This window comes from Corallincola holothuriorum (genome assembly GCF_003336225.1).
GTDB classification, from domain to species: domain Bacteria; phylum Pseudomonadota; class Gammaproteobacteria; order Enterobacterales; family Neiellaceae; genus Corallincola; species Corallincola holothuriorum.
The window spans coordinates 455,933-469,288 of sequence record NZ_QPID01000001.1 but is presented as its reverse complement, the minus strand read 5'-3'; the positions used below and the strand labels follow the sequence as shown (position 1 = coordinate 469,288).

The 13,356-nt window shown below is 46.5% G+C and carries 11 protein-coding genes and 1 riboswitch; of the genes, 5 read left to right on the top strand and 6 right to left on the bottom strand.

Annotated features, from left to right (window positions below):
• Positions 1-8 precede the first annotated feature (8 nt).
• The 4 genes from DU002_RS01940 to DU002_RS01925 all read right to left on the bottom strand — a co-directional run bounded on the left by DU002_RS01940 (position 9) and on the right by DU002_RS01925 (position 3,712).
• The gene (locus tag DU002_RS01940) at positions 9-2,201 is read right to left on the bottom strand and encodes a TonB-dependent receptor (RefSeq protein ID WP_114336656.1); all 2,193 of its coding nucleotides are present in this window, start codon (positions 2,199-2,201) and stop codon (positions 9-11) included.
• Between the two features lie 46 nt (positions 2,202-2,247).
• Positions 2,248-2,350: riboswitch (TPP riboswitch) on the bottom strand.
• Between the two features lie 138 nt (positions 2,351-2,488).
• On the bottom strand, positions 2,489-2,995 hold the full coding sequence (locus DU002_RS01935; RefSeq protein ID WP_114336655.1) for a DUF4124 domain-containing protein: 507 nt from the start codon (positions 2,993-2,995) through the stop codon (positions 2,489-2,491).
• 4 nt (positions 2,996-2,999) lie between these two features.
• Entirely contained in the window at positions 3,000-3,401 is a 402-nt protein-coding gene (locus DU002_RS01930; protein WP_114336654.1) for a translation initiation factor, read from the bottom strand.
• Positions 3,402-3,484: 83 nt separating this feature from the next.
• Complete coding sequence (locus tag DU002_RS01925; RefSeq protein WP_114336653.1) at positions 3,485-3,712, bottom strand: PGPGW domain-containing protein; 228 nt, start codon at positions 3,710-3,712, stop codon at positions 3,485-3,487.
• Between the two features lie 167 nt (positions 3,713-3,879).
• On the opposite strand from DU002_RS01925, the gene DU002_RS01920 reads away from it, so the two are divergent.
• A complete protein-coding gene (locus DU002_RS01920) occupies positions 3,880-5,601 on the top strand; it encodes a mechanosensitive ion channel family protein (protein ID WP_233496366.1) in 1,722 nt (573 codons plus the stop codon).
• A gap of 21 nt (positions 5,602-5,622) precedes the next feature.
• Here DU002_RS01920 and DU002_RS01915 read toward each other — a convergent pair whose 3' ends face one another.
• Both DU002_RS01915 and DU002_RS01910 read right to left on the bottom strand, forming a co-directional pair.
• Positions 5,623-6,420, bottom strand: coding sequence for a crotonase/enoyl-CoA hydratase family protein (locus DU002_RS01915; RefSeq protein WP_114336652.1), 798 nt, complete (start codon positions 6,418-6,420; stop codon positions 5,623-5,625).
• A 96-nt stretch (positions 6,421-6,516) separates the two neighbouring features.
• Positions 6,517-8,607 carry a serine/threonine-protein kinase gene (locus DU002_RS01910; RefSeq protein WP_114336651.1) on the bottom strand — a complete coding sequence of 697 codons (2,091 nt, stop codon included), beginning with the start codon at positions 8,605-8,607 and terminating at the stop codon, positions 6,517-6,519.
• A gap of 279 nt (positions 8,608-8,886) precedes the next feature.
• Here DU002_RS01910 and tagH point away from each other — a divergent pair, with 279 nt between their 5' ends.
• Genes tagH through tssL form a run of 4 tightly spaced genes read left to right on the top strand, consistent with a single transcriptional unit; the run spans position 8,887 to position 13,344 of the window.
• Entirely contained in the window at positions 8,887-10,191 is a 1,305-nt protein-coding gene (tagH, locus tag DU002_RS01905; RefSeq protein ID WP_158537934.1) for a type VI secretion system-associated FHA domain protein TagH, read from the top strand.
• A 5-nt stretch (positions 10,192-10,196) separates the two neighbouring features.
• Positions 10,197-10,649 (top strand): type VI secretion system lipoprotein TssJ, encoded by a 453-nt coding sequence (tssJ, locus tag DU002_RS01900; protein WP_114336649.1) that lies wholly within the window; start codon positions 10,197-10,199, stop codon positions 10,647-10,649.
• Between the two features lie 29 nt (positions 10,650-10,678).
• Positions 10,679-12,007: a type VI secretion system baseplate subunit TssK gene (tssK, locus tag DU002_RS01895; RefSeq protein ID WP_114336648.1), complete on the top strand. Its 1,329-nt coding sequence runs from the start codon at positions 10,679-10,681 to the stop codon at positions 12,005-12,007.
• Positions 12,008-12,039: 32 nt separating this feature from the next.
• Positions 12,040-13,344 (top strand): type VI secretion system protein TssL, long form, encoded by a 1,305-nt coding sequence (tssL, locus tag DU002_RS01890; protein ID WP_114336647.1) that lies wholly within the window; start codon positions 12,040-12,042, stop codon positions 13,342-13,344.
• Positions 13,345-13,356: the final 12 nt, after the last annotated feature.

Here is a 13,356-nt window from a genome sequence, read left to right as displayed (position 1 = left end):
GATGATTCCTATAGATAGTGATAGCGGAAAGTAACACCGAATTGTTGCGGATCGCCGTAGCGTTCATAAAGTTTGGGAGCCCAATCCTGATCGGGTTCGTTCCCAAAGTAGAAGCCACGGACACCATACTTTTCGTCTGTGATGTTTCTGCCCCACAGATACACGGACCAATCTTCTTTTTCATAGCCTAAACGTGCGTTAAGTAACTCGTAGCTGTCAGCTTTTTGATCGTGATTATCTGAGTAGTAATAGCCATCAGAGCCGTTCAAGTTGATATTGGCAAACCAGCCTTCATCGTTACGCCATGTGGCACCAATACTGAACTGATAATTGGGAGAATGTGCTAGTTCCCGACCAGATAGATCGAGCTCAGAGCCATCTGCTTGGGTGACGACATAGTCGTCAAATTCAGTATCTAATAAGCCTAGACTTGAGTACAGGGTAAGATTATCCGTCGCTTGCCACGACGTTTCTAACTCTAAGCCATAGCTATCGGAATTGGTTGCATTCGCGGTATATAGGAAGAAGCGCTGAGGGTTGTTCGGATCTTGAGTAGAGGCTTCCACTTGTTGATCATCTCGATGCATATAAAACAGGGCAGCCTGCACTGATACTTGCTGCTCTGGCCAGTATCCCTTTATGCCGAATTCAAGATTATCCAGTGTTTCACTGTCGAACTCTCGGTTATCACTGAAATCATCGGGTAAACCGGTGTTGAATCCTCCAGCCTTATATCCGCGCGCCAGTTTGCCGTAACTTTGCCAGCGTTCATTGATTAAGTAGTTGAGTGTGATGTGGCCGCCCCACATCGTTTCGTCTGGATCAAAGGAGTCACCACCATCGTCATCGTATGAAGCGTCGCGCTGTTCTACTCTAAGTCCTAATGACAAACTGGCTGCGGCATTGAGCTGTGTATCTAACTGACCAAATAGCGCAATGCTAGTTGCTTCGTAGTCACTCTGCAGGAACAGATCGGGGAAGCCGTTATAGTAGCTTTCTAGGTCATTATCTTCCTCTAAGCGTTGTATATACAACCCAGTCAACCAGTCGGTAGTGCCGCTAAAAAGCCTTGATTGTTCAGTAGATAACAAGCGAACTTCTTGAGTGTAAGTGTCACGAGTGGCCTGTTTGTCCCAAGTGTAGTCGTACTGACAGGGGATCTGGTCAGTGAAATCGCCATTGCCGTTTTCATCATAATAATCAGTACAGCTCAACGCAGACCAATATTCTGGATTTGCCCAGTCGCCATCATAGGCATGACGGTGATTGGTATGTGCAGCGCTGGATATTGATACCAGATCAACAAATTCATTAAGCTCCCAGTTTAGCTTAAGGGAGCCGCCTGTTGTTTCCTGCTTATCCTTACCAGGTTGGTCGGTTAGGGTGGTAAAACCATTATTGTCTAATGTCCAAGCGTCATAGCCATTGTCAAAGTTGGCGTAGAGCAGGGCTAAATCAACTTGCAATTCATCACTCGCAAACCAGCGAAACTTACTACGTAATGTTAGTTCGTCACGTTCGTTGCTATCGTCTGAACCGAGATAATCGTTATCTCTGAAGCCATTTTCGTTATGTTGCTGTATCGAAACGCGGTAGAGCAGATCACCGCTGTTATCAACTGGGCCAGAGGCAAAACCTGCATAACTGAATAGGTCTTCTTGGCCACCACTGATCTCTGCACCAAACTCTCTCGTGTCAGTCGGATCATTACTGGTCGTATAGATCATACCTGCTAGGGCATTAGCGCCAAAACGGGTGCCTTGGGGGCCACGCAACACTTCCACCTGCTCTATGTCATAAAGACTGGAGGTCATTCCCAAGCCAGAAAGATCAATGTCATCGACAACAAAACCAACAGAACTGTTGGGGGCCCCTTGATACTCCTCTTGTTCACCTACGCCTCGGATTTGAAAGTACTTTGGCCGCGAACTTCCACCTGCCCAACTTAAATTGGCAACGTTGTGTAAGAGGTCTTCAAAATGTTCGCCGCCCTCGTCTTGGATCAGGTTGCTGTCTAGAACAGTAATGCTCGAAGCTGAGTGTTGTAGTGATTCGGAGCGGAAGCTGGAGGTAACTTTGATATGCTCTATATCTTCATCTGCTACCGTAGGTGCTGCGCTGAATACAGGCAGAGGGATACCCAAAGTGGTAATGATGGCGGCGGCAAGCTTAGTTTTACGGGGTAGAGTGGAAAAGAGCATATATGCATTTACCAGTTTTTGGGGAAGATTGGGGCTGGTATTTGTGCTCGATGAAAAGCGCCATTCCTACGCCGGTACCAGCCGGTTCAGGTTCAAAGGGTTCATCATTGATGTCTCAGTTCTGAACAAGAACACCCCTTGGCCGAGAGCAATTATAAATGAGTTTTAACTAAATAGTGACAATAGTTTTACAACTGCTCATGTTAAGGCGGGCGATAACTGATGCAAATGATGAAATAGGGGAGCAATACCAGAAACGCCAGGAGTTGACGTTTCTGTTGAGTTTTCTACTCTGATTTTTCCAGCGCAGCGTTTCTTTGTTCCATTAGTCGCTTTGCTTCTTCTGCATCAGCCTTAATATTACCGAGACGCTCGGTGTATTCACTGAGAGAGACGCCATCAGCAGCCGCCGGTGCTTCGGTGGGTTTATCTTCTTCCTGTAATGGCCCGTCAAGTCCAACAATTTTTGCCGGTTTAAGTTTTACTTGTTCGGTTTGAGCGCCCGCTTTATTGCCCGCTTCAGCATCTCCGTAATGCCAATTGCCTTGTTCGTCCTGCCACCGGTACACGTTAGGTGCGTCAGCTTCGACACCTAATTTCTCCTGCGCCTGTCGGCTTAGCATTTTAAACGATAACAGAATACGGTTTTTCCAGTATCGCCAAACGGTACTTTGATCTTGAGGAAAGATCGTTGCGGTGGTTAGCAATGGTTTGCCATCGGGGCCCTTAATAAAGAATGGACCAGCGCAGGCACAAACGATAAGCAGCACTAGAAGTGTAAGATATTTTTTCATTGTTTTAGCCACCGCTTAATTTGGCTTGGTAGCCAGCTTTAGTTAGTTCGTTAAGCAGTTGGTCGCGTTTGTCGCCTTGAAATTCAAGTTCGCCGTTTCGAACCACACCACCACAACCAAGTTGTTTCTTTAGGGTTTTACAAAGCTTTTGCAGGTCTGAATGAGTTAGAGCTAGCCCTGTCACAACTGAAACTGTTTTCCCTCCGCGGCCTTTCGTTGAGCGAGATATCCGAACACGACCGTCTCCAATTATCGCCGTCGTATCGACATGCTTTTGTGTTACCACGCGACCACCGTCGGTGCTATAAACAAGATCTTGTTGTGATTCATTGGTCGACACCGTGGACGGTGCTGCCTGACCGGTTAGTGCAGCGAGATCGGCAAATGAGGATAATTTCTTAGACATCTGTAGCGGGCAATCAGCTTAATGATTGTTACATTGTCACCAACCCTATGGCGTGGGTAAAGCAAATTTCCTCAATATTGATGTTAACGATAGAGTTTTTTCTGCATACGGCGTTTATCAATGCGTCGTGCGCCGTGATGTAGCTTTGCTTGCAGCAAGCGCAGTAAAGATTTAGGGCGTTCATACACCAGGCTCAAACAAGCTAGCCCTATGATCATAAATAGTATTCCAGGTACCGGTGTAATGATTAGCGCTGCGCCCAATAATATTAATGTGACGCCAGTGATTGTGAGTAGTACCTTTTTCATCATGCTTCGCCTCTTCTAAACGCGCTTAATAACTAATATCTACTCTGAACCGCTGAGATGCCAGTTGTATTTGGTAACACCCTGTGAACATTCACCACGGTGATTACTTGAATTATAGGATTTTCATGCATACTAGTAGTTAGATCTATAACTTCTTCAGGAACTTAGATATGCAAAGGAAGCGTTGCTTCACCTCCTTTTTTCTCTGTAAGGTGTTTTCCATCTTGCTGGCCGTCGCTACATTCCCTGCACTTGCAGATGATATTGAATCAGAAGTTAGGCGTATCGTTGATAATCATGAAACAAGCAAATTGCTTATTGATGAGTATGCTACGGCCAAAGGAGAGCAAAGGTTGCTTTTGCATCTGCGCGTGCAGTCTCTGCTCGATTATCAAACAGAAGTTTTACCTGGATTGCTAGAGGAGCTCGCTAATCCTGATGCGACGGTTAGCGATGAGACGCGGACCTTGCTCACTAATACCTTGGTAGCTCAAGGGCAAATACTCAACCGATCCTATCAGCAAAGGAATAGCGATCTCGAAGATAAACGGGCGGCATTTGATGGCTTGGATAGTAAGCAAGCTCTAAAAAATGAGTTAGCCATGGCTAATGTAGAGAGGGGGATTAACCGCTTGTTATCGTTACGCTTGGCACTATTGGGTTGGGAGTCCAAGCTCGGCGTTGATGTGACTGAACAGAGTGCGTTATTGGTTGCAAATGTTACGTTGCGCGCGAACGAGCTTAGCTTACTGCTGAATTTCGCCAACACTAGAATTGGTGAGTTGGCGGCAGAGCTCCCCAAAGCCACTTCCTACGAAAAAGAAGATATCGAATATGCGTTACGCCGCTTACGAATAAAACGAGAGATTTGCACCGAGAGTATTGAGGCTGCAGTGACAGTGCTTGAATCTCTTGATGTGAATTCTGACTATTTTAAGCAGGTATTGATCACCAGTACAGGGGCTGTTAGTGAAGATATCTTTGAGGTGAAAGTACTATCAAGACTGCTAGAAAATTGGACAGAAGCTGCAACGAATTGGTTTGGAGAAAATTCGATCAGCTTCATTGTTAAGCTAATTGTATTTTGTGCGATTTTGTTCGGTTTTCACCTTTTAGCTGATGTTGCCCGTACCGTCGCGACCAAAGCGGTCAGTAATTCAAAGCTAAAATTGAGCAAGCTACTGCAAGAGTTCTTTATCTCTATGGCTGGTAAGGTCGTATTTTTTATTGGCTTGATGATTGGTTTAAGCCAATTGGGGGTGCAGCTTGCACCGCTGTTGGCTGGTTTTGGTGTGGCAGGGATAGTGATTGGTTTCGCTTTACAGGGCACCTTGTCTAACTTTGCATCTGGAATGATGATCCTGATTTACCGGCCGTTCGACGTTGGTGACATGGTGATAGCTGGTGGCGTGCAGGGCAATGTGAAGAAGCTAAGTCTCGTTAGTGCCACTATTCAAACAATCGATAATCAACGGATTGTCGTACCGAATAATATGATTTGGAACGATGTAATCACCAACATCACCGCGGAAAAAGTACGACGCGTCGATATGGTGTTTGGCATCAGTTACAAAGACGACATTGACCATGCCGAAAGGGTGCTCCATGACGTTGTATCTTCACATCCGGCGGTACTAAAACGACCAGAAATCATGATAAAAGTAGCCAACTTAGGGGAGTCTTCGGTTGATTTTTGGGTGCGCCCTTGGGTTAAGACTGAGGACTACTGGGATGTATTTTGGGACCTAACTAAGTCAGTCAAACAGCGCTTTGATAAAGAGGGGATATGTATTCCATTCCCACAAAGAGATGTTCACCTGTTTCCATCTGCCGATCCCGTCACTGTTGATGTGAAACCAAGCAGTAACGGCAACCTGCCGGCAGATCAGTAATTAACTTCTCGCGGTTAAGAGCTACCAAGATTGGCGTCTTTGATAGCTCTTATCTTTGCCTTTTTGCTTGGCAACGGCGATAGATTGGTTTCGGCTGAGTAGAATACGCCATTGATACCAAGTTTCCCGCCGTAAGATACGTGGAAGGGGGCTTAGCCAGTGCTTTTGATACAAAGTCTTAATTGCCGAAATGGCATCAGGTGAACGCTGGCAAAGAGAGTCGATGAATGCTTTTGCTGCAGCCAATGGTTCGTCGTGGATTTCGGTGATGACACCAAAGCGCAGAGCCTCGTTTGCGTCAAAGGTATCCGCTGACATTGCCAGTTTCATTGCTATGTCACGACGCGATAGCTCCATTAGGGCGCGATTCCCTCCCATATCTGGTATTAATCCCCAACGCGTTTCCATCACAGAAAAATCAGCTGACGGTGTTGTGAAGCGAAAATCACAGCCTAAAGCTATTTGTAATCCGCCTCCCCAGCAGCGCCCTTGGATCACCGCAATGACAGGGATTGGCATTGTTCGCCAGCCAACACTCACTTGCTGAGCTAAATTAGGCTGCCACGGGTGCCATTTCCAGAGTAGTTTTAGTCCGGCAAGACGATCTGTTAATACCGATTTAATGTCTAACCCAGAACAAAAATCGTCACCGTTTGCGTCAATGATTACCGCCCTGCAGTGACGATCCCGTTTGATCACCTTTTGTGCCGCCGCTAGTTCGGTAAACATCAACATATCCAACGCGTTGTGTTTATCTGCGCGATTTAGTGTAACGCGGGCAACTTGGTTTTCGAACTGGAGTGTAATTCGTTTAAACATTATCTCATCCGACCACTTACTAAAGGGTAAGATTAACAGTTCTCAGTGGCTTATTTTGAGAGCCCAATCAACAGATTGAACTCTCATTGAATGGCATTAAAGTGCAACTTGTGCCGCTTCAAGTTGGGCAAACAGCGTATTCGCTTTCTCCATCAATTTTTGCGCTGAACGCACTTTTCTTTGCTTGATAAACGAATTTGAAAAGTTGAGATAACGATTTGCAAGCGACCGTCTTATCTTAACTAACGGGGTAAAGTCGCCGGGAAGATCTCTAGCTAAGGCATTGACATCTTTGTTTATCTTGTCAATTTTTGCGACGGTATTCGCATGTTTTAACCGCTCATCGAAACTGTTAAACGTTGAATGATAGAAAATATCAGCAGCTTCATACGGGTAGTCTGGGGCATTTCCTAAACCGAGTTGTCTCTGGTAATTCGCGACTTCGGCAACGGCACTCTTTAGTTCTTTACCTAGCAGGATGAGGTCATTTAAGGACGGACTCTCTGAGAATGCGACTTCCCCGGCGTCAATGAGAACGTTCAATTGGGTAACATCATGGCTGGCTAACGCAGTGTTAAACTCTTTCGCAAACAGTTGCTCAGCTTTTTCCGTTGGGTTGGGCCGGTATCTGTTTTCTATGGTTTTAAGTTCCGCTAGTAGCTGGTAGATATCATCGCCATCTTCGCTGTGAGCGTAATTACCTTTCTCTAACAGCTTGTTAAAGCGTTCATCTAAGATGTCGACCGTAGATTGCCAGCGTTGCAGTAGATCGACATCTAAGCGCGCTAAAAGATTAGAGTCTGGGTAAAGTGTTTTAGCTGCGTTCAGTTCGGATTCAATGGCATAGTAGTCGGGGTAGGTGCCGTCTCTATTATTTAAAATGTCATCAATACGCTGTTCATAAAAACTTAATAGCTGCGTCCGGTTCGAACGTAGAACGCCATTGATAAAGAGCTGCTTATGCTCTGGGATCTCTGGCAGTAGTTTAATAAGTTCAGCCGCCGAGAGGGCAGCAATCGCTTGATCTTGATTCGCTTCACTTCTCATCGCTTGTAATTCGGCGCTAACAAGTAGTAGTTCATCTTGCTTCATGCGATAGATATGAGCGCTTCCGAACACCAAGCAACTGGTTAGCATGATGGTGGTGGCTAGCGGCCATAAGTTGCGATTAAATTTGTGTGTAAATTCAGCCATGCTGCCGATCCGGCTGTCCGCACTGAAGGCTAGGCCTGAGCGTAAGGTGAACCAACGCCACCACGGAATATGTTTAGGTTTCTTCGCTGAGATATTCTGTTTTTTTGCTATATCTGCAGGCTGGCGATCAAAGGGATGTTTGCTGGATGCTAGCTCATAAGCAATACAGCTGAATGCGTAGATATCGTCACTGGTTTTAGGCTCTTTACCTGCGATAAGTTCAGGAGACGCATATGTTGGGGTATAGCCATTTACCGGTGCGTTTGTGTTTGCAATGACAGCTGAGTATTTGTCATTAAATTTATGCTTGGCGTGCGCGACACCAAAATCGAAAACTTTGATGGTGCCATCCCGGGTTAGCATGATGTTGGCGGGTTTAAGATCAGCATGCACAACCCCTTGGCTGTGAGCATAGCTCAGGGCATCGGCTAGTTGGTTTAACAGTGCCTTGGCGTTTTTATAGGGCAGGCCGATGGGCCGAGAGCGCTTGATTACCGCTTCTAGTGTTTCGCCGTCTAGCCACTCCATCACCATGTAGTGTTGACCCGCTTCGAAGCCATAATCGTAAACTCGAATGATATTAGGATGACTTAGCTGCTGTGTTCTGCGCGCTTCCTGGACAAGTAGCTGGCGCGCTTCTGGTTGGTTGACAAATTGCTTTTGCAAGATCTTAATTGCGACAGCGGTATTTTCTAATCCCGCTTGCTGGAGAAGGAGATCGTGTGCTTTGTATACATCGCTCATTCCCCCTCTACCAAGCAAGCTATCAATTTTGTACCGACCGTTGATTACTTTGCCGATGAGTTGATTTGGTGCGTCTGTTGTCGGTTTTTTTGCGCGTTTTCCTGCGCCACTTTCACTGCGAATAAGGGTTTTATCTGCAGATGATGGGGGAGTGTTCTGTGCAATAGCCGGTTGGCTTGGCTTCGAAGGTGTTGTTGCGGTGCCGTCAGTTTTTCGTGGATCTATATTACGGGATTTTTGACTTTCCATGTCACGACCTATTCCAGTGAGTTGCCTTCAACCTCGCGCAGACAACCTGATTACTATTGACCTAACTGTCTGCAAATGAGCTGACGTCGGACTTTAGCGATCCTAAGTTTAGAAAACAAGCATTTTGGTCAATAAGCTGTCGTCGATCCAATTTGAGTGTCAATGATTTGACATTCAATGTAAGTCAAATTAGCCTTGCCTTGTTAAATATTGAGTTGAAGATGTTTAGCGAGTCTCAACTCGCCTTAGTACCTTCATGGAATGAAGAAGAGATTAGAAATGGAATTGACCCTTTCTGTTGTTAGCTACCATCGTTTTACCTCTGGTCTGGAAATCTCAAAGACGCTGACAAAGCACAGTGATGAGCGGCTTACCATCGGACGAGCACCTGATTGTGAATGGCAGCTTCCCGATCCTGAGCGAGTTATCTCTGGACGTCATGCTGATATATGCCAATCCGCGGAAGGTTGGGTTGTTCGTGATACGTCAACAAATGGTTTGTATGTTAATCGCGCAGTTAGCCCCTTGGGTGATGACGAGCACCTATTAACTGAAGGTGACTTGCTAACACTGGGAGATTACGAAATCGAAATCTCCTCGGGTGATAAAGTGGACGATGATAAGCACGCTACTAGCGAGCCTGTACATCCGCAGATATTAAACGGCAACCCGTCAAAATTAGCAGCAGCTGAGGAAGAATTTGGCTTCAGCATGAGCGCGTTGAATAATCAGGCCAAGCAGAGCGAACCGAAAACTGTTGTCTCTAACAATTCTGCCACACCGTCTTTCGACCTTTCAGATAGTTTTTTCCCGCCATCGACCGAAGCTAATAAGACAAACACAGCTCCCGCCGAGACTATTATTCCAGATGAGTGGGATAGCCTTGTCGGTAACCTAGCAACCCCAGCTGTGGCTGCCGCCAGTCCAGCAGTTGAAACACAAAAGCCTGCAGAAGTGGTGAGTAAATCTGCCGCGCCTTCGGTTGCAAGCACAGGGATGGAAGCGTTTATGAAAGGCGCAGGCATCCCTGCAGAGATGATACCGAAAGAGCATCAGGGCGAGTGGTGGGGACAGCTAGGTATGGCATTCAACGAGATGATGAGTGGGTTGATGGCAACCCTTCACTCCCGATCTGAATTTAAGAGCGAGTTTCGGGTTAACCAAACCATGTTTAATACCCGTGAAAATAATCCTCTTAAGTTTTCTGCGACTTTTGAGGACGCGCTACACAATCTATTCAATCGGAACGGTCCAGGTTTTTTGCCAGCAGTCACAGCCATTCAGGAAGCGCACCGCGATATAGCGCAGCATGAACGCGCTTTAATGAGCGGGTTAGAGGGGACTTTGGTTGGCGTGCTTGGGCTTTTAGAACCAGGCTCAATTGAAAGTCGTCAGTATGCGCAGACATTACTTGAAAAAATGAACCCGGCGCAGGTAAAAGCACGCTACTGGAACCTCTACTGCCAGCTGTATGGGGATCTTCACTCTGAATTAAGTGAAAAGGGGCCAAGCCTGTATATGGACGATTTCGTAAAAGCGTACGAAGCGAGTATTCAGCAACAAAAAGATCAACAAGGGGACTGATAGCGATGTTCTACAAAACGCAGATAATAGGGTTGTTATTCTTTTGCTTGGTTGGATGCCAAGCCGTCAATGCAGTGGTGGAGCCCTACACCTATCTTAATTTTCACGTCGCGGATGATAGCAACCCTGATGCTAAGGGGCGTCCGTCTCCGGTGGTAGTGAAAGTTTACGAATTAAGCTCGCGAACGGTATTCGACAGTCAGGACTTCTTTACGCTTTATGATGAACCTGAATCGGTTTTGGGCCCAGATCTATTGGTTAAAGATGAATTTGAATTTGAGCCTGGTGCGGTCAGCGAGTTCAAAATGAAGATAAATCCGAATGTTCGTTATGCAGGGGTTTTAGTTGCGTATCGTGATATTGAGAACGCTAAATGGCGTGAAGTGATAGAGATTGATACCACCGCATACGATGACCTTGATGTTTATATCGAAGAGCTTGCTGTATATCAGCGTTAATACCAAACAATAGTTCGGAAAGGATTCTAATGAGCGATTTTTGTCGTGTGGCTTGGACAGAAGGTATGTTCTTGCGGCCACAGCATTTTCAACAGCAGGAGCGTCATGTTAGTGCGCAGCATCGGGCACTAGTGAGTCAGCTGCTGCCTTTTGCTTGGGGGGTATCCTCCTATGAAACAGATACTGCAGCATTAAAGTGCGGCCAGTTTGGTTTGCGTGAGTACAGCGGTATCTTGCCGGATGGCGTTTCTGTAAATGCACCTGCGAGAGAAGCGCTCCCGCAAGCATTGGCGATCCCGCCATCGACGAGAAACAAATTAATTTACATTGCCGTACCTACTGAGCATGCGAATAATTTGAATCTGTCTGCTGTTGAAGATGGGCAAGTTACCCGGTTTCAATACGCGGACCATGAGGTTATAGATGTTTCTGTTGGCTGCGATGCCGCAGAAACTTTGCAACTCGCCAGGTTGGTGATGAGTCTGAAACTGGAAGGCGATGAGATGGCTGGATACACCTTTATGCCTATTGCCAAAGTATTAGAGGTCACAGAAGAAGGTGGAGTAGCCCTAGATCCTAAATACGTTCCACCCTGCCTAAACGTGCAACGGATCCCCAGGCTCGCAGCATTGATCAAAGAGTTGGCTGGAATGCTGGCGCAGCGAGGAGATGCTTTAGCTGGCCGACTCAGTCAAGGGCAAGGTACCGCGAGTTCAATTGCAGACTTTTTAATGTTGCAATTAATTAACCGGCAGCAACCTTTGATCGAGCAACTTGCTTGCCATGAAGGAACCCATCCCTATGCGCTGGTGCAGCAGTTATATGGTTTGGTTGGCGAGCTAAGCACGTTTTGTTCTGATAGCAAGCGGCCACAACCGATGCCAAGCTATCGCCATGACGAACTCACCAGTTTGTTTGGCAGTTTAGACGTACTTCTAAACCAAAGCTTAAGTACGGTGCTTGAGCAGACAGCGATTAATCTTCCTATGGAAGTGACTAAATTTGGTATTCGGGTGTCGTCTGTGCCAGACAAAGGCTTGTTCACTTCCGCGACATTTGTACTGGCGGTTAAGGCCGATATTCCGCCAGAAGAGCTGCGGAGTAACCTACCTGCCCAGCTTAAAGTGGGACCAGTCGAACATATTCGTGATTTGGTAAATAACCAATTGCCAGGGATCTTAGCTGCGGTATTACCGGTTGCACCACGCCAAATCCCATATCACGCTGGTTATCATTACTTCGAGTTGGACAAAAGCAATGACTATTGGAAACGCCTGAATGCCAGTGGCGGTATTGCAGTGCATTTGTCGGGTAACTACCCGGGATTAGAGATGGATCTTTGGGCAATTAATCAATAATCGCGTTAATGGCATGTCAGGGATGATAAGTAATGTCTGAGTCAACAATTATTAAACCTCGTCCAGGTGGTCGTAAAAGGGATTTATCACCTGCACCTGCACCTGCACCCGCAAACGATCAGGCGGCTGAGAGCACTGTGATATTCAGCCAGCCGAGCTTGAAGCATTCAAAAGCTAAGATCCCTGGTTTGGGGGATAACTTAGTGGTTGATAGCGCGAGCGTATTGCTCTCCCTCGTATCACAGATCCGTGCCACGCCTCGTCATGGTGATGTTCCATCTTTACGTCAAGCCTGTATCGATCTTGTGAGAGAATTTGAGACTGATCTGCGGAAGCATGGGATTGATGGTGAACAGATCGAAGGCGCGCGGTACTGTATCTGTTCATTAATTGATGAAACCGTATTGAATACACCATGGGGGGAGCAGTCTATATGGTCATCCCAAAGCCTGTTGTCTACGTTTCACTCTGACACGTTAGGAGGCGAGTATTTCTTCACTTTGCTCGACCGTTCACTTGCTGAGCCTCACCGTTATCGAGACCTTTTGGAGCTTCAATATCTCTGCCTGTCCTTAGGGTTTAACGGCAAAATGCGCATAGAACCACAAGGTTTGTCAAAACTCGAAGATTATCGTTCCAGAGCTTTACGGGCGATTGAAATCAACCAACCGGAAAGGCCAAAAGAGCTGTCGTGGCGCTGGCGTGAGCGCGTGCTGAATGGTGAAGAGTTGCAGGGGGGATTTCCGGTATGGGTGATTGGTAGCGTGCTAGGTTTGGTATTGCTATCCATCTATATGGTATTTAACTATCAAATAAATGAGTATTCCAATCAAATATATACAGAGTTAAATACCTTAGCACCTTGGCAAAAACCTGTTCAACAGGGGATTGTCGCCGAGTATGGCGATACCCGCCATATTGCGCAGTTACTACAAACGGAAGTAGATCGAGGTATTTTGGCGATTAGCCATCAACCCGATCGATTAAGGCTAACTTTACGCTCTAGTGAGCTGTTCGGCTCTGGCAGCGCAGAGATAAAGGAGAGCATTTCTCCCGTACTAGCTAAGGTGGCAAGAGCACTAGAAACAAGTCAGGGTCGCATACTTATTACTGGCCATACAGATGACCAACCTATTTTTACAAGCAAGTACCCATCCAACTGGCACCTATCTTTAGCACGCGCTACTTCGGTGGCGAATGTTCTATCGTATAGCGCAGATCTTCATGGTCGATTGTGGCCGGAGGGCAGGGGAGAAGCAGAGCCGCTTGTCAAAAATAGTAGTATATCCACACGTGCGCAGAACCGCCGTGTCGAAATAGATATCCTTTACCGCTAAAAACAGGGAAGT